At 53.9% G+C, this 16,147-nt stretch carries 14 protein-coding genes and 1 pseudogene; 12 read left to right on the top strand and 3 right to left on the bottom strand.

The features are described from left to right. Window positions 1-143: 143 nt before the first annotated feature. The 4 genes from ACFSDX_RS24195 to ACFSDX_RS24180 all read left to right on the top strand — a co-directional run bounded on the left by ACFSDX_RS24195 (window position 144) and on the right by ACFSDX_RS24180 (window position 6,489). Entirely contained in the window at window positions 144-587 is a 444-nt protein-coding gene (locus tag ACFSDX_RS24195) for an energy transducer TonB (RefSeq protein ID WP_382318397.1), read from the top strand. Window positions 588-1,719: 1,132 nt separating this feature from the next. Next, window positions 1,720-3,435: a S41 family peptidase gene (locus tag ACFSDX_RS24190; protein WP_382318395.1), complete on the top strand. Its 1,716-nt coding sequence runs from the start codon at window positions 1,720-1,722 to the stop codon at window positions 3,433-3,435. 258 nt (window positions 3,436-3,693) lie between these two features. Beyond that, the gene (locus tag ACFSDX_RS24185; protein WP_382318393.1) at window positions 3,694-4,281 is read left to right on the top strand and encodes a hypothetical protein; all 588 of its coding nucleotides are present in this window, start codon (window positions 3,694-3,696) and stop codon (window positions 4,279-4,281) included. A gap of 1,086 nt (window positions 4,282-5,367) precedes the next feature. Then, the gene (locus ACFSDX_RS24180) at window positions 5,368-6,489 is read left to right on the top strand and encodes an energy transducer TonB (protein WP_382318391.1); all 1,122 of its coding nucleotides are present in this window, start codon (window positions 5,368-5,370) and stop codon (window positions 6,487-6,489) included. 602 nt (window positions 6,490-7,091) lie between these two features. Here the strand turns inward: ACFSDX_RS24180 and ACFSDX_RS24175 are convergent. Next, entirely contained in the window at window positions 7,092-7,838 is a 747-nt protein-coding gene (locus tag ACFSDX_RS24175) for a hypothetical protein (protein WP_382318389.1), read from the bottom strand. 378 nt (window positions 7,839-8,216) lie between these two features. Between ACFSDX_RS24175 and ACFSDX_RS24170 the strand changes: the two are divergent. From ACFSDX_RS24170 to ACFSDX_RS24155, 4 genes and pseudogenes are all read left to right on the top strand, one after another. Beyond that, a pseudogene (locus ACFSDX_RS24170) lies at window positions 8,217-9,257 on the top strand (serine hydrolase domain-containing protein). A gap of 231 nt (window positions 9,258-9,488) precedes the next feature. Further along, the gene (locus tag ACFSDX_RS24165; protein ID WP_382318387.1) at window positions 9,489-9,980 is read left to right on the top strand and encodes a hypothetical protein; all 492 of its coding nucleotides are present in this window, start codon (window positions 9,489-9,491) and stop codon (window positions 9,978-9,980) included. Window positions 9,981-10,247: 267 nt separating this feature from the next. Further along, window positions 10,248-10,925, top strand: coding sequence for a hypothetical protein (locus ACFSDX_RS24160; RefSeq protein ID WP_382318385.1), 678 nt, complete (start codon window positions 10,248-10,250; stop codon window positions 10,923-10,925). A 107-nt stretch (window positions 10,926-11,032) separates the two neighbouring features. Next, the gene (locus ACFSDX_RS24155; RefSeq protein WP_382318383.1) at window positions 11,033-11,488 is read left to right on the top strand and encodes a macro domain-containing protein; all 456 of its coding nucleotides are present in this window, start codon (window positions 11,033-11,035) and stop codon (window positions 11,486-11,488) included. 50 nt (window positions 11,489-11,538) lie between these two features. Here ACFSDX_RS24155 and ACFSDX_RS24150 read toward each other — a convergent pair whose 3' ends face one another. After that, window positions 11,539-12,618: a PDDEXK nuclease domain-containing protein gene (locus tag ACFSDX_RS24150; RefSeq protein ID WP_382318381.1), complete on the bottom strand. Its 1,080-nt coding sequence runs from the start codon at window positions 12,616-12,618 to the stop codon at window positions 11,539-11,541. A 453-nt stretch (window positions 12,619-13,071) separates the two neighbouring features. On the opposite strand from ACFSDX_RS24150, the gene ACFSDX_RS24145 reads away from it, so the two are divergent. From ACFSDX_RS24145 to ACFSDX_RS24130, 4 genes are all read left to right on the top strand, one after another. After that, window positions 13,072-13,491: an SIR2 family protein gene (locus tag ACFSDX_RS24145; RefSeq protein ID WP_382318379.1), complete on the top strand. Its 420-nt coding sequence runs from the start codon at window positions 13,072-13,074 to the stop codon at window positions 13,489-13,491. Between the two features lie 6 nt (window positions 13,492-13,497). Continuing rightward, window positions 13,498-13,878, top strand: coding sequence for an SIR2 family NAD-dependent protein deacylase (locus ACFSDX_RS24140; RefSeq protein ID WP_382318748.1), 381 nt, complete (start codon window positions 13,498-13,500; stop codon window positions 13,876-13,878). After that, window positions 13,859-14,527: a hypothetical protein gene (locus ACFSDX_RS24135; RefSeq protein WP_382318377.1), complete on the top strand. Its 669-nt coding sequence runs from the start codon at window positions 13,859-13,861 to the stop codon at window positions 14,525-14,527. Before ACFSDX_RS24140 ends, ACFSDX_RS24135 begins: the two co-directional genes overlap by 20 nt. Before the next feature lie 293 nt (window positions 14,528-14,820). Further along, on the top strand, window positions 14,821-15,195 hold the full coding sequence (locus tag ACFSDX_RS24130) for a Fic family protein (protein WP_382318746.1): 375 nt from the start codon (window positions 14,821-14,823) through the stop codon (window positions 15,193-15,195). Here ACFSDX_RS24130 and ACFSDX_RS24125 read toward each other — a convergent pair. Beyond that, entirely contained in the window at window positions 15,167-15,352 is a 186-nt protein-coding gene (locus ACFSDX_RS24125; protein ID WP_382318375.1) for a hypothetical protein, read from the bottom strand. The genes ACFSDX_RS24130 and ACFSDX_RS24125 overlap by 29 nt on opposite strands. Window positions 15,353-16,147: the final 795 nt, after the last annotated feature.

Raw genomic sequence — 16,147 nt, 5'->3', positions numbered from 1 at the left:
GAAAGCACCTAGGCCTTGCTACCCTCCTGCCCCTAGCTGGGGTAACCCTTTCTTTGGGGAGCAGTTCAGCGCGCCGGCTGGGTGCCCTCAGCTTCGCGTCTGGGGTGGCCCTGGCGAGCGGCCTTTTCTTTTTCCCGCCTTACTTGTCGCAGCAGACCGAGCAGCGTCTGGCCCAAGCGCGGCAGGCGTCGCGCAACAACGAGGCGACCGGGTGGCAGTTTGCTATCAAAGACTCGTTCCAACTGGAGGTGGTGCGGCGGGGTAACCTCTACGCCCCCGTGCCTAACATGAAGCCCCCCGAGTTCCCCGGGGGCGACGCGGCCCTTGCGCAGCAGTTGGCCCGGTTGGTCGCGCCGGCCGTCATTTCGGACGCCTACCGCATCGGATTTGCCGCCACGGTGGAGGTAGAGTTCATTCTCGAGCCGACGGGTCGTCCCACCCTGCCCCACGTCAGCAGCGGCCTCGGTCCGGGCTACGATGAGGCCGCCGTTTACGCCGTCACGCAGCTACCCGCCTTCCACCCCGCCCGCCGGGGCGACGGTCAGCCCATTGCCATCGGCTGGCAAGTACTTGTGCCTTTTAACTAGTTAGGCTAGCCGCGGCTGATAGGTGCGCTCTGTTTCAACTGCTAAAGCACGTAGGAAGCTAATTGAAGTTCGCAGAACTGGTTTACGGAATCAACATTTATAAAGCACCCCATCAGCTAAACAGAGTAAGCACCCTCCAAAAAAGGAGCGTTTTTTGGAGGGTGAATTTGCTTTCTGGTGGCACACGCTACTTTCAGGCGTTTCTTCTCAACGCCTTCGATGAACTACTCGCCTCGCCTGCTCTTAGGTCTGATTCTTCTCCTAGGTGCTGCGTGCAGCTCGCCATCTCCCCCAGCAACCGCCACACACTACCAGGCAACGCTATCCCCCGAGCTATGGGCCACTGTGCGTACCTATACGCACTTAGCCCATCTGCCCAAGAAGCAGGACGCTGTCATCCTCAATTGGACAGCTGTCCGGGATGGCCTAGTGGTCTACACGATGTCAACACACAGCTATCCCAGGCGCTTTCAAGACTATCCGCTATTCTGGGCTTATGCAGATAGCACGTTGGTGTTCGTTTATGACAATAAGTATCCCAATTTGCTGGCTGACTCGCTCGGGCTGAAACGAGAAATCGATACGGTCATCCGGACAACTGGCGTGGCGCTATCTCACCAAAACGATTTTGTCGAAGACCCCCTCGCGCTCTGCTTCCTTACGGTGCATGGCCAGCAACGAATTGATACTAGTAACTTATATGTGTGAATGTGTCAGTAAGCTAAAGTCATTCTAAACCTACTGTTTTTCGAACGACTTCCCCACCTACGCCAACGGCCCTGAAAACCACGTTTTCAGGGCCGTTGGCGTAGGTGGGTTTCTCGAACGCCTCTGCTGGCTCAGAAAGTACCGGTCTCCTACTATTGATTCAGACCCTACTTCTTGAGCTGCTGAGATACCTCCTAGGCTAGCTTCTAGACTCATAGGAGGGGGCCTCAGTATGGTGCGCCTTTCGGACGCACTCGCTAACACTAACTTGAACCTAATAGGCAATGGCCGTCCAGCTACCACTACTGAACACTATTTTAGGGCAGCCAGCGGCGCTTCGCCGGTTCAAGCTAGTTGCATTTGCTTGCCTTAATTGCCTTGAACCTCTTGTTCCAGGCTGTCCAGCTTGACTAAACGCTTGCACATGACGTCTCTCCGCTACTGGCTGCTACTAGTGCTGTGCCTAGGTGGCAGCCAGGTAACAGCTACTTCAGTTATTGGTCGGCCGGCTGACCTAGGGGTACCCAGCCTGCCAGCTCTTTCTAAACTACAACTCGAAAGTCTAGTACTGCTAGGACGGGTATGGGGCTTTGTCAAGTACTATCACCCCGCTGCCACAACCGGTGAAGTAGACTGGGACCACGAATTGCGCACGCTCTTACCTCAGGTTACCGCCTGCCGCACGCCGCTGGAACGCAGTCAGGTCTTCGGCCAGTGGCTTACTAGCCTCGGACCGGTCTTGCCCTGCCCAAGCTGCGCCCCCGTGCAAGCCACCGCTCGCTTGCAGCCCACACTCCGTTGGCTCACCGACCTGCGGGTAGTAAGCCCCGCGCTGAGCGCCCAGCTGACCTTTTTACGCGACAATCGCGCCCAAGAACCTGCTACTTCGGTGCATCTAGGTGCGGCGGGGCAAGTGCTCTATAATGAGGATGTGGGCGCTCCGCTAACGTATCCAGCGCTGTCGGAGCGCTTACTCGCCCTGTATCGGTACTGGAATATTATCGAGTACTTCTTCCCTTATAAATACGCCATTGGCGAGCCCTGGGAACAAGTACTAGCCGAATTCATCCCGCGCTTCCGGACGGCGACCGATGCGCCAGCCTATCACCTCACGGTGTTAGCCCTAATTACGCGCCTGCACGATACCCACGCTACCCTCTTTATGGACCCCGTCTTAGAAAAGTATTGGGGAGCTTACCAAGTCCCGGTGCGGCTCGTCTTTATTGGCGCGCAGCCTGTCGTCGCCGAAGTCTACCAAGTGGCGGGGCCAGCCTTTCCCCTCCAACGGGGCGATGTGCTGACCCAGGTAGGTGGCCAATCAGTTGCCTGGTGGGTCGCCGCGCACCAAGCCTTGGTTCCAGCTTCTAATCTGGCTTCTCAGCGGCGTAACATGGCCGCGCTTCTCTTGCGCGGCGATACCACCCACATTCCGGTGCAGCTTCGACGAGATGGGCAGTCGGTGACCGTCACCGTGCCGCAACTCCGGATTCGACGGGGCTGGTTACGACCGCCTAGCCCGGCGCCGGATACGACGCGCTGTTATCACTTGGTGCAGCCCGATATCGGGTATCTCACGCTGGCCACCTTGGAGAAAAACCAATTACCGACGATTATGCAGGCCTTTCGGCACACCAAAGGCCTCATCATCGACCTGCGTAATTATCCTCACGAGTTTGTGGTCTATGACCTAGCGCGCTATTTCGTGACGGAACCAACTCCCTTTGTCCGCGTGTCGGCGCCAGACCTGACGTATCCGGGGCAGTTCCTCGATAAAGCCCCCTTGCTGGTTCGGCCCGGGGGAGGACTCCCTCCCTATCAGGGCCAGGTCCTGCTCCTAGTGAATGAGCAAACCCAGAGCCAAGCGGAATTTACGGCTATGGCTCTACGCTGTGCGCCTAAGGCCCGGTTACTTGGGAGTAGCACCGCTGGCGCGGACGGCAACGTATCGGATGAAATCTTTTTGCCCGGTGGCCTAGCTACGCGCATTACGGGCCTAGGCGTTTATTATCCCGACGGCCGCGAAACGCAGCGCATTGGCCTAGTGCCCGATATCATGGTGTCTCCTACTCCGGCGGGGCTAGCTGCCGGCCGGGATGAACTGCTAGAGCAAGCCATTCAAGTGCTAAACGACAGCCACTGAGCGGCTTAGTGCCTAACTAGCTTACAGCGTACTAGTTAGTTACTCACTCACTATTCTATACTGGGTCTGCTTGCCTAGGTGCAGCGCAGTATTAGTTAGTCTCTCCTTCAACAACTGATTATGGCTAGCCCTAGTCATTAGTTAAACGTTAGTTTGTAAAACGACTCATCGCTTAGCAGCGAGTTGACAAAAGATCTACCGACTAAGAGGAGCAGCTTCTTATTTCTGAATTCAAGTCTTGTTACGTATAACCCCCGCATGCTCAAGCAATTCGACCTCTTGTTAGCAGGCCCTGGCATCGTCTTCTTTGATCCCTTCCTATTGGACGATTTTGTCCGGCAAAAACAGGTAGCGTCCCCCAACTTATTTCCTTCGTTTCTAGACGAGCCAGCTATTAGCAAAGCGGTAGCTCAGGCTGGCCTACTGCTGCCTATCTATGATATCCCACCACTAGATTATCAAATCGTACTTAATACGTCCGAGCGCAGTGTGATCCGCGCCGAGTGGGTGCGCTTTACGACGTCCCCCTTTTCGCTTACAGTGGGTCAGCAGGGCCGACTAGTGGCGGCTGACGCCTATGCCCTCATGGAGTGGGACGCCACTTTCTACCAAGAACTTGGGTGTGATGGCCCCCTAGCGCCCCAGGTAGCCACGGCAATGATGCCCGGCAACTATCAGGTACGTATCAAGGGCTTTGCGGAGCGTGATTATAGAGGACGTGGGCCTAAAAATATTGGCTATGAGTTGCTGTTAGACAGCGTGGCAGAACTGACTATCCGGCCCGAAGAACTTGATACGCCTGAGGTTGATTTCGTGCTTTGGCGCCCTGGTCAAGTCGGCGCTTAAACATAGAATTAGTACTTAAGCATTAGTGTAGTGCAACCATTTTTTCTTTTGTTTCTAGAAATAGTCAAATAACATAATGCGTGCTTATCCGACAACTCTAGCAAGGAATACAAATTCACAGAGTTCGGCGAGGAGAGTCGACCTAGCAGTGAGGGCCCATGACTACTAGTTGTAATCGATGTGGCGCACGAGTTCATAGGAATTAGTGATCTTTCTAGCCGCCTCTTGGTCTTGCGCTATCCGCCACGCAAGCGGCTGGATCAACTGGTGTTGTAGTTGCCCACCTGCTCTTATCCACTGCATGGTGCAGGGCAAAAAGGTACACCCACCTACGCTATGTTGGTCGGGGTCGGAGTGCTGAAAAGATTCTGCATAACTGGAGATCAAATAGCGAGCCCCAGAGGCTATTGTCACCGTGAGCGAGATAGAATCGCCAGCTACTAGCTGCGACTGCATGGGCACCGTTTGGTTATAATTATCGAGCAACGTATCTGATGACGAGCAGATTACTCTAGGTGGGATACCTCCTGGCTCTATCAAGACCGCTCCCAACTCCTGTTGACCAGGCGCAGGCGAGCCGAGTCGGAGGTTGGCACGCGGGATTTTCCAGGTCAGCAGCAAATCAGAAGCCGTTTGATTGCGCAGGTAGATAGTTCGCGTGTTGCTCCAACTAGTCAAGCTAGCCGAGCAGCCTCCCGCACTTGCCCATCCTAGTAAGAGCAGTAAACAGCGACTGCCTGTAGAAGCACTTAGTACCCGATTAGTGATAAACATAGCGCTCGCCGTTTCTTGCTGATAAAACTCATCCGGCATTGATGTCTGAAAAGCAAAAAGGTCACCTTACGCCGGCTAATCTTCCTAAGGGAAGCTCTTTTACCTACTGTACCCGGTGACTCCCAAGTTGTCTTAGCTACTAAGTAGTTCAAAAAGTTGCCCCGTCTTGAGCTGACTTCCCCGGCCTTTGACCAACAAGACAAATAATCAGATAATGTTACTTTGTAAATCAAAGTACTTCGCATACATTTGTAGCCCTTAGCTGGCTAAGCTAGCTTGCCCACTGCTCCTACTTCTTGACTTTTGTTTTGCATGGACTATCTCTACTGCCTGCTTGCCTGCGCGGTTTACCTCGCCTTGATAGGGGGGCTGCCCCGCCTGTTGGCCGAAGAAACACTTCCGCTGCTGCGCTGGCTGCACTGGGGTAGCTCGGTGCTGTGTCTGCTGGCCCTGGTGGTACCCGCTTTGACACTGGGTAGCTGGACGTTCCGCTCGCTAGGCCTGTTTTGCGCCGTCCTGCTGGGTAGTGGGCTACTGGCTGGCGTCCGGCGCCGCCTGCAGGTGACGCGCGTACCACTTCTGGCTACCACACAGGCCGTGCTGGTAGGCCTCGCGGCGCCGGTGCTGCTCGGGCTCAGCCTGGACAGTACCTCGTCTGAGGTGGCCTATACGGACGGCAGCTATACGGTTACGGTCAAGGAAGGCTTCTCCCTTATGGACAACGACCCAGTCCCCGCCGAGTTAGAATTATACCGTTCCCGCCTGTTGTTCTTTGACCAATACCTGGGGCACATCGGCCGCGATAACTTGTATGAGCCCTTGTCGGCACTCAAGGCGCGGTGGCAAGCGGTATCCGCTATTTCCTTTGAGGCGGACAGCAACCGCGGCGTAGCGTGGCAGGCGGGCGTCGCCGTACCCTTCGGCGTCAATCCGCCTTACCATCGCGGCGACCAGCTGCCGCGCGCCGCCGAGTCCGCCCCCCCTCTCACCCGACCAGCCGCTATGGAAGCCGAGGTAAGCGAATTCGATAGAGTCTATACCTATGTGGAGGAAATGCCCCATTTACCCGGTACCGTAGGGCTAGAACCGGTGGCGCAGGCGATTCATCGCCGATTAGTTGTGCCGCCTCGCACCCAGGAGGGCCGGGTATTTGTCCAGCTAACGGTTAGCGAAACCGGCGACATCCAGAACATACGCCTCTTGAAGGGGGTAAATGCGGCGGTCGACGCAGCCGTCCTGACGGCCGTACGCCGCCTGCCGCGGTTTGAACCCGGCCGGCAAAATAGGCGGCCCGTGAAGGTGAGCTTAACGGTGCCCATTACGGTACGGCGCAGGCAACCAGGCAAACCGTATCCGCGCGAGTTCTACGTCAAGCCCCCACCCGTATCCGTAGCCCCCACCGTTCCGGACCTGAGTGGCTTATCCCCTGGTTAAACCTCCTTCTGTACTAAAGGGGGATTTGCTAGGCTATCTCCAATCCCCTATAGAAGTAGGCTAAGACCTTACTTGATAGTTAGTTCAATAAACTTTGTAAGCTTGTTACTTCTCAATCCTTATCTTAACATTGTCAATGAGCGCTGTTCGTCCATTATCTGCCTCTTGTCGGCAGCCCCTAATGGAGAATTGCCTTCTGCTTGGTAGTACGCTAGTGGTATACGGGCTGGGAATACTGATTTTTCCCCCGCTTATCATTTTAGCACTTCTCATGTCCTTTATATGCTTGCCTATCGAGTTGATTTGGCTACTGAAGGCGCTCGTGAAAGGCCAGTTTCAGTGGGTAGGTATCTATGGCCTAGCAAGTTTTGGTATTGGCTTTATAGATTGGTGTATAGCCACAAGCGCTGCAAATAGTAGCGGCAACTTCTTCATACTTTAACAAGTTGTATGAAAGAAGGAAGCGCTAGTAACATAAGTTAAGCTGCTTTTCTTGCTTTAATCCCTTTATATAAGGATTCTTATTTGCCGGAACGAAGTAAAATGACAGATTTTTACTGCTTTTGAACCGCTCAAAACTTGTATAAAAATAAGTAATCTCCTTAATCTTCAATTTGCAAAGTGGCGCCAATAGTGAGTTGGCGTTGGTACCAATTGTAGTCTTTTGCAGGTAAATATTCAATCGAACGAAATAAGTCAGTTAGCGCCTTGCCTGGCAGCAAGGTTCGGTGAGCATTGCCTTGTGTTACGCTCAACCCCACCAAGGCTTGGGAACGACTTAGTGCTGATTCCACCAGGGCTTGGGAACTGGAGCTAAGGGCGTACTCCGTCGTTAGCACTTGTTTCCTGTGAGGAGCTACCCGATACGTAACTACTCCGTGTACGCGGTCCAGAGAAGCCGCTCTCCCGATGGGCAGGTAGGTGGGTAACGTACCCGCCTCGAACTGCCGCCAAGTGCTTAAACTGTCGAGGCGGCCCACGCGCACGGTGGGCGTGTTGTCGAGGAAGGGATTAACCTCCCCCTGGTGTTCATCGACTTGATACCAGTGGCCCTGGTGGGTACTGAGCCGCCAAAAAGGATGACGCAGCAGGCCCCGGCCACCATAGGCCAGGGAATCGGTGTGCCACCGCTGGCGCGCTTGGCGCGCATCGCTGGCGGACAGCTGAACGGAATCCAGTAGGTAATGCACGCGCACAGTCAGCGTGTCGGCGGTGTGGTTGACCACGACCCATGTCCGCAAATCAACATGGGTTTGCTTAGGAGGCGTGCAGGTGCTCAACGCAAGCAGCATCACGGCCAGTATAGGTCGGAGCCAGCGAAGCCGAAAGGTTGGATACCAGGGACTCATCGATAGAAGAAAATGGTAGATACGAACGGGTCAACCAGCGAACGCCGTCACGCCTTGCCGTTGATTTCGAATTTGCGAAAAGGTCACCTGGATTATTTTACATTCTGCAAACGACGGATTACTATTCGTAAAAGCGGCTGCCCAGTATAACAGTTCTGCTACCCTCACGCGTGACCTAAGGACAGGTTTCGCTTCCGCATGCGAGCTTACCCACCCTAGCCCCGGCCGAGTGACGGCCCCACTTGCTGGCCAGGCGGTTTTCTTTGTGGCATGCGTGCGCTAGTTTTCGTTGCCTTGGGCTTGAGTTGGGGTAGTTAGCCCGCGCGCGCCCAATCTGTCACCCTACCTTCCCCCGATACGCTCGGTCTGACGGCGGCCTTGCAGCAGGTGTGGCAACAATCCGCCTTGCCCGGCTTTGCCGTCGCGCTCCTGCGGCCTGGGGGCATCGTCTACGAGCACGGCTTCGGCTACGCCAATAAGGAGCGTCGCGTGCCCTACACGCCCGCCACGGTCCAGCCGGTGGCCTCCGTCAGCAAAACGTTGCTGGGGGTAGCCTTGGTGCAGGCCGTTGCGGCGGGTAAGCTCCGCCTCGACCAGCCTGTGAACGAGCTCCTGCCTTTTACCGTGGTCAATCCCTACTTTCCGGCCCAGCCCATCACCCTACGCCACTTGGCGACGATGACGGCCGGGCTCACCGACGACTAGCACTTCTACAACCAGCGGGCGTATGTCCCGGGCGACACCTCGTCGTTGAGCAACGAGGAGTACTTGCGCCGCACGCTCACCGCGCGGGGCCGCTGGTATCGCCGCCAGCGCTTCCTGCCCCATGCTCCCGGCACGTACTACGCCTACAGCAACGAAAGCGCCGCCCTAGTCGGCCTGGCTCTCGAACGGGCCACGGGCCAGGCCTACAGCGCCTATACCTCCCAGCATATCCTGCGCCCCGCGGGCCTGCGCGATGCGGGCTGGTCGCGTGCAGCAGTCAAGGGGTATCCGCTGGCCACGCTCTACGACTGCCGGGGCCGGCCCGTAGCCCCCTACTACACGGTCACCTATCCCGACGGCGGCTTGCTGACGAGTACCCACAGTCTGGCCCGCTACCTGCTGCGTATTATGAACCCGAGCCTACCGGGGGCGCCTCTGACGGTAGCCGAGCGCGATTCCTTGCTCCAGCGGCAGTTTTCGCCGCGCCACCCGCCGCTGCACCTGGACCCGAGCGAACCGAACCAAGGGCTGTTTTGGGCCTACCGCCGCAATGGCACGGTGGGCCATACCGGCGGATACACGGGTGTTAGTAGCTTCCTGTTTTTTGACCCCGTCACGCAGGTAGGAAAGCTTTTTAGCACCAACACCGAACTACAAGGCCGCACGGCCACCGAGTTCCAGGCTATTTGGCAGCTGTTAGACGCCCTCCACTAGCTTGCTAGCAGCCCCGTCTAGCCGGTCAACACTGGCCAATCGGCCGGTGTTATGCCCTCCGACCAGCCGATTGGTTCGTCAAACGGCCCGTATGGCTCCCAGCAAACGCGCTATTCAGCATGCGCCACTTAACAGAAAAAACGTTATCAGACACCTTTCGGAATAGGTACTGATTACGCCTATCCATCTGTCAAGCGTACCTAAGCCACGTAGCGGTGGTAGCTTGCTGGCATGAAAAAGCTGCTCCTTGCGCTACTGCTGCTGGCTTACTCGGCGGGCGCGCAAAGCCTTCCTCCCCTCCCAGCACCCACGGAACTGGGGCCACCTGCCGGACAGGAAGCGTCCATGCCTTTTAAACTCGCCAACGTAATTGTGGTGCATACCTCCGACAGCCCCCGCACCGCCTATCAGAAACTGGCCACGCTACTACTGGAGCAGGGCTACCAACTAGAAAAGACGGACTCAGCGCAAGGACGAATTACTACTGACTACCATCGCTCGGCCTACCGCCGCATCAAGGTGTCACTGCAGTTCGTCATTAGCGCTCAAGCAAGCGGGGCCCTGGTCGAAGAGCGGGCCATCGGTCAAGTCAGCGTGGCGGCTAGTCGCTTTGCCGTGGAGTGCCGGGGAACGCCGACCATGCCGATCGCCTGCGCCTGGTCCGAGATGTGGCGCCTGGCCAGTCTCTACCCAGCAGGTGCGCTGGCCTACAAACGGGACTAGCCGGCGCTCGCAGAGCGGCTACCCGTGGAGTTCACACGTAGTGGGCCTGGCAACAGGAGTTGCGGATAGGCGGCAAAAGCCGGTGTTCCAAGTACCCATTTGTAGTCTTGTCACAGTCTTTAACAAAACCTTCAACGCCTGTGAAACCGCTAAGTAGCTCGCGCTGTCGAATACAAATTACGGCGCCCCTTAGTAGGAAATGTAAAGGAACCGGGGTAGTTTAGACTCAAATTTGCGCAAATTTGAGTCTAAACTACCCCGGCCATTATGAGAACCTATCGTAAACGCGTGCCCCAAGTGCGCTACTGCGTGCACTGTGGCGACGCCTTCGAGAGCGCCCACAAGCGGCGCATCTACTGTGGCAACTCGTGCAGCACGCTCGCCTACTACGCTCGCAAAGCGCAGGCCAACCCGCCCGCCACAGCTACCGCTACCCGCCCCCCTGCGCTCAGCACGCCAGCCGCGACCACCGCTATGGGGGCTGCCGCGCCGCCGTCGGTGACGCTCGCGCTCAATGCTCAGAACCTCGCCTTGTTCACCGCCGGCCCCCTGCTGGCCGATGGCCTCAAGCAAGTCGCCCAGTTCGTGGGCCAGCTGCTCGCCCCCACGCCCCATGCCGCGCCTTTGACGTGGCTGCCGGCCGTGTTTCGGCTCGCCAAAGAGCCCTTGGTGCCCTTCCAACACGTGGACTGGGAGGAGCCCCGCTTTTTTGTGCCGGTGCAGTGGGGCGGCACCGTGTTCTACTACCGCGCGGCCCAGGACTTGCTCTTCTGGCAGGACCTCGAGGGGCCATGCTACCAACTCACGAAACAGGCCGAGTTTGAGCGAATCCTGAGTCAGTTGCGCTTACAAAAGCAGCTGCCACAACGAGGGCTGTCGAACCCGCTGCCCCCGTTGACCAGGGAGCTACCCCGGCTACCGCCGCAGCCCAAAAACATGGGCTAATTGGACACTTCCGCCCCCCCCACTGCGGGACCTTGTTGAACATATGCCCAATTATAAGACACGTAGGAGGGCTATTTTTACCTTGGGTACAAATCAGCAAACAGGCTATGCAAACGGAACAAGGTGATTTAGTTCAGAAGGCGAAGGCAGGAGAATTCGACGTTATCGTGCATGGCTGCAATTGCTTTTGCCAGATGGGGGCTGGCATTGCCAAGACCATCAAACAGGTATTCCCCGCTGCCTACCAGGCCGACCTGGCTACGGTAGTTGGGGACCGTACAAAACTCGGTACCTACTCCATCGCCCAGGTAGATGCGTTGGGGAAAGTGCTGGTCATTGTCAATGGGTATACTCAATATCAGTGGCGCGGAAGTGGACTGAAAGCGGATTATGCGGCTATCCGGCAGGTCTTTCGGGGAGTGAAACAAGCGTATGCCGGCCGCCGCATCGGCTACCCTGCTCTCGGCGCGGGGTTAGCCGGGGGAGACTGGACTACTATCGCGGCCATCATCGACGAGGAGCTCGCCGGCGAGGAGCATGTCTTCGTGCAATGGAGCAAGTAACAAGCAACCGTCGGTACTACTAGCCAACCTGCTAACGCACAAAAAGCTGTTTATTCCGGCTGGTCGGTTCCGCTTGGCCGCACGGGATTGTTCCCGAGTGGGGCCTGTAAGGCGGCCGTCACGGCATCCAGGCGGCGAACCAGTTCTTCGTTGGAAGGAAAAAAGGGGCGTAGTTCGCTAGGCAGGGTATCGGAATAAGTGTAGGTGGCCACGCCAATGGGTTTGTTGACATCGCGCAGGGCAAACTCGACTACCGTGCGGTTCTTACTCTGGCAGATGATAATACCGATGCTGGGCTGCTCATGTGACTTGCGCACCGTGTCGTTGAGCACGGAGAGGTAGAAGTTCATCTTGCCCGCGTACTCGGGCCGGAACTCGTCAATCTTAAGCTCAATCGCGACCAGGCATTGCAGCTCGCGGTGGAACAGTAGCAGGTCAATGAAATACTCCTGTCCTGCCAGCTCCAGTCGGTACTGATTGCCAAGGAAGGTGAAGTCCCCACCCATCTCGCTGAGAAATCGCCGCACGTTGCCGAGCAGGGCTTGCTCCAACTCATATTCCGAATGAGGGACGCTCAATTCAAGAAAGTCAAAGAGGTATTCGTCTTTGAGAGCCAGCACGGCTGAAGTATGCTGCGCCGGGGACAAGGTCTGCTCGAAGTTGTGCTGGGCCGTGATGGTCTTCTGATAGGCTTGGGCTTGCAACTGATGCAGCAAGGTGGCTTTAGTCCAGCGGTGCTGGCGGGCTTGGCTCACGTAAAACAAGCGCTCGTGCGTGGACTGTGTTTTCTCTAAAATGGCCACGTTCAGGCTCCAGCCTAATTCTCGCACCAGTGGTGCGAGAACTTCCTCGTGGGCATAGGCGAGGTAGAAGGCGCGCATACGCCAGAGGTTAGAAGCCGAAAAGCCGCTGAGGCCCACAAATTCGGTTTGTAAGTCGTGCGCCAACGTTTCCACAATCTTTTTGCCCCAGCCCGCTTGTTGCTGCCGTTCCGCAATCAGCTGCCCTAAGTCCCAGTAGAGCTGTAGCTGCTCGCGGTTAACGGCCTGTAGGGCTTGGTACTGCGCATCCCGTACACGCTGCTTGATGGCGATGAGAAACTGCGGGTAATCGGCGGGAACAGAACTCATAGCAAAACCGACGCAAGCGAAAAGCACGCCTGGCGAGTGGGAGATAGTGGAAACAGGCGCAAGTTCGGCAGTTCAACTAGAAAAGCCCCGTTAGCGCTTGCGTCCTACCCCGTCAGCTAGCAAGTTGTGAACTGTTCAAAATACGCTTCCGAAGAATGGTCCTAAAAACGGCCTTTCCGGGGGTGCTGAGTGGGACACTGGAAGCGTTCAAAAAAGAATTGTATGTTGAACAACCCGTTAGGCTATCCCATCCATACTTACCGCTATGTACTACCTCGTTTATATGAGTCAGGCCCAATAAAACATGACGCTCACGACCCTTGCCGTGCTACTGATGCAGGCGCGCCCTCAACGAACGGTAACACGTAACGTCATAAAATCTATCTGCATTCGGGCGCTTCATCAACCTAACTTATATATTTTGCAGGTTAACAGCCTCATTTCCCAATTCTTATGGCAGACTATAACTATCTAGAGCATTTTCCCAAGCCTTTCCTTGCTGATTTAGTTGCGGGTAGGGTTTTGCCTTTCATTGGTGCAGGATTCTCAAGGAACGCCGACTTACCTAAAGACAAGGCAATGTTAGATTGGGACGGCTTGGGTAGCGAAATAGCATCTCTCATAGCAGGGTATTCCTATAAAGGCAGTCCAATAGATGCTATTTCAACTTATGCACACGAATGTTCTAGAACTAGCCTGATTGAGAAATTAGCCGAACTTTTATTAGTAAACGTAGCGAAGCCAGGAAAAGCTCACAAGTCCTTCTGTGAGCTTCAATTCGATATTGTATGTACGACAAACTTTGAGTTCTTATTAGAAGCCTCTTATGCCTCAATCTTCAAGTTTTGCCAACCTATAATTGATGAAGAGTAATTATCCATTTCCATTACTAAGTCTGGCGTAGGTTTACTCAAGCTACATGGTGATTTACATCACCCTAAACGTTTAGTTGCAACGGAAGAGGATTATGACAAATTCCTTAATAGCTACCCCATGCTTGCCACATTCTTAGCAAATTTATTAATTACTCGGACGGCTTTTTTTATAGGATACAGTGTAGATGATTCGGATTTCAGGCAAGTGTGGCAACTTATAAAAGAGCGGCTTGGCGACTTACGTCGCAAAGCATATACCGTGAAAGTAGATTGCCCAGCACACGAAAAATTACGTTATGAACGACGTGGGGTAAAGGTTATTGATATTCCAAGTAATGGGTTAAATTATACAACTATACTAGAAAATGTTTTTTTCTCAGCTTAGGGATTATTGGTATAATGAAACCCTTAAAGCGCCCATTGTAAGCGAAGATGATACTCTTGCAGAATTAATTTTACCTAACGAAGCCAATAATAGGTTATGCTTCTTTTCCGTCCCGTTTGATCAGCTCTCTTATTATAAAAAATATATATTTCCAATTATTAATAAATACGGCCTTGTCCCAATAAGTGCTGATGAAATTATAACACATAAAGAAAACTGGATAGCCAAGGTATCAGCATTAATTGAAAAATCAGAGTTTTTTATAGTCGATTTGTTGTCTAGTAATACTGTATTTGAATTAGGATTGGCTATAAGTGTAAGGAAAGGAACACAAAAGATATTGATAATTAATGAAGAAGGAGCTATTTTACCTAGTAGCTTTTCAGGTATGTTATACTTGAAAAGGTCAAAAAACCCTTTCGACGAGCCAGAGGCTTTGGCGAAACGTATTTCAGAATGGTTTGCAAATTTAATTGAGCCATTGCGAGCACAATACCAAGACGAATCAAGGAGACTTTTAGATAAGGGTGAATACAGAGCTGCCACAATAGCTGCTATCACTTTATTAGAAAATCATCTCAGAGTTTGTTTGACGATAATGACTTTATTATTCCTAAATCATTTCTTTTTGGCAATTTATATAGCTTAGCTGTTGAGCATGAAATCATAAATGCAGAGAAATTTTCTGCATTAAAACATTGGACTCAAATAAGGAACGCTGCTGTACACACGAATGAAGAAATATCATTAGCTAAAGCGGCAGAAGTTATTAATGGAGTTTATGAATTGATTAGAGGAACTCCTCAATAATCAAAGCTCGTATATGATAGAGCGCGGGAATTTGATTTTTTTGTGCGCTTCAAGCCCATTTTTCTACTACTTGTCTATGCAATGTATGTCACGCCATTGGTGATTACTAGATTCTTATAGGGTGCGGTAGGCATAGATTGCCAAAGTATAAAAGCCTCGGCTCCTACGGCACGCGTACCACAGCTACTATATGAGTTTATCGACGAATTGCGTCATCGGCAAGGTTTGCTGTCCCTGCTGCCAAGTACCGACCAAGTGGCCGAGCTACTCGCCTATGCCCACCATCGACTCGTCGCGATTCATCCCTTTACCAATGGCAATGGCCGCACCGCGCGCCTTTTCACCAACCTACTCGCCTATAGCTACGGCTACCAAGAAGTTGTGCTCTATCAGCGCGAAGTGGGTGAAGCACGCACGCACTATCTCACGGCCATCCGGCAAGCCGACAATTATGACTTGCGCAGCTTGCAAAAACTAATTAGCGGGCAGCTTCGCCCGCTGGACTAGCCGTCGGCTGGGAGTCAGTCTGTGCATAGAGTGCTTCCAGGCGCTCCATAGAAACCGTCTGATTCTCCAGCGCCATGGAGGCATAGACCGACCGCAACACCATGGCTTTAACCACGGCGGGGTCCTGTAATTGATGATAGCGGTCGCGCAGTTTCATGACGTCGAAGATAAAGGCTAGCAGCTAGTTGACCGGTAAACGCACAGCAAAGTTCACATCTGTGTGCCCGCAACGGCGACTTGTAAGGCTGGAATGTACCGCAAATGACTAAAAACGGTGTCTTATAATTGCCTATCTGTTAAGTTGACAGCTTTGCGAACGGGTTGGTCGTGCTTAGTCACTACCGAAACGAGGTGGCTGCGGAGTTGAATCGAGCAAATCAGCTGCTTTATCTGCTTATCGGCGGTGCCAAACTGGGTGCGAAGTAGCTGCCAAGTAGGTGTCTTTTTTCTCTTGTGCAACTTATTCAGTAGCAATACGCTACCCTATGAAGTAGGTCCCCGAGTAGGTACTCTTTTGCCTGCTTTTGCCGGGTGTACACCCAGCCAGCTAGTGGTATGCCGCTCTAGGTCCGCTTACTCATTTTGCTCTTGTTGCTAACAATCAATTTGTTAAGGGTAACAGCTACGCTAATATTCGAAGGCTACTTTCGGGCTAAAGTAGGTCCCCAAGTAGGTCCACTTTTCTCTCTTGTAACTAGCTTTCAACTAGTATCTTAGCTAGTAAAGTAGGTGGGCAGTTAGGGCGGAAAAGTAGGGCTGCTTTTTAGGCGGGCTACTTGGTCTCGCCTATGCTTGCTAGCTGGTACGTGGGAGTCTCCCGGCTCAAAACAGGCTTTGACTCCCTTACTGCGGGCCCAAACGGCCCTCGCTACCCGCCCGCCGCCTCACAGCAAGCCCCCTAACAGCTACTTTCGGGGCTGTCTCACCCCGAAGCAAGACTACCACATAGCTG

The sequence above is a fragment of the Hymenobacter bucti genome, assembly GCF_042681145.1.
GTDB classification, from domain to species: domain Bacteria; phylum Bacteroidota; class Bacteroidia; order Cytophagales; family Hymenobacteraceae; genus Hymenobacter; species Hymenobacter bucti.
This window is presented reverse-complemented; position numbering and strand designations above follow the sequence as displayed.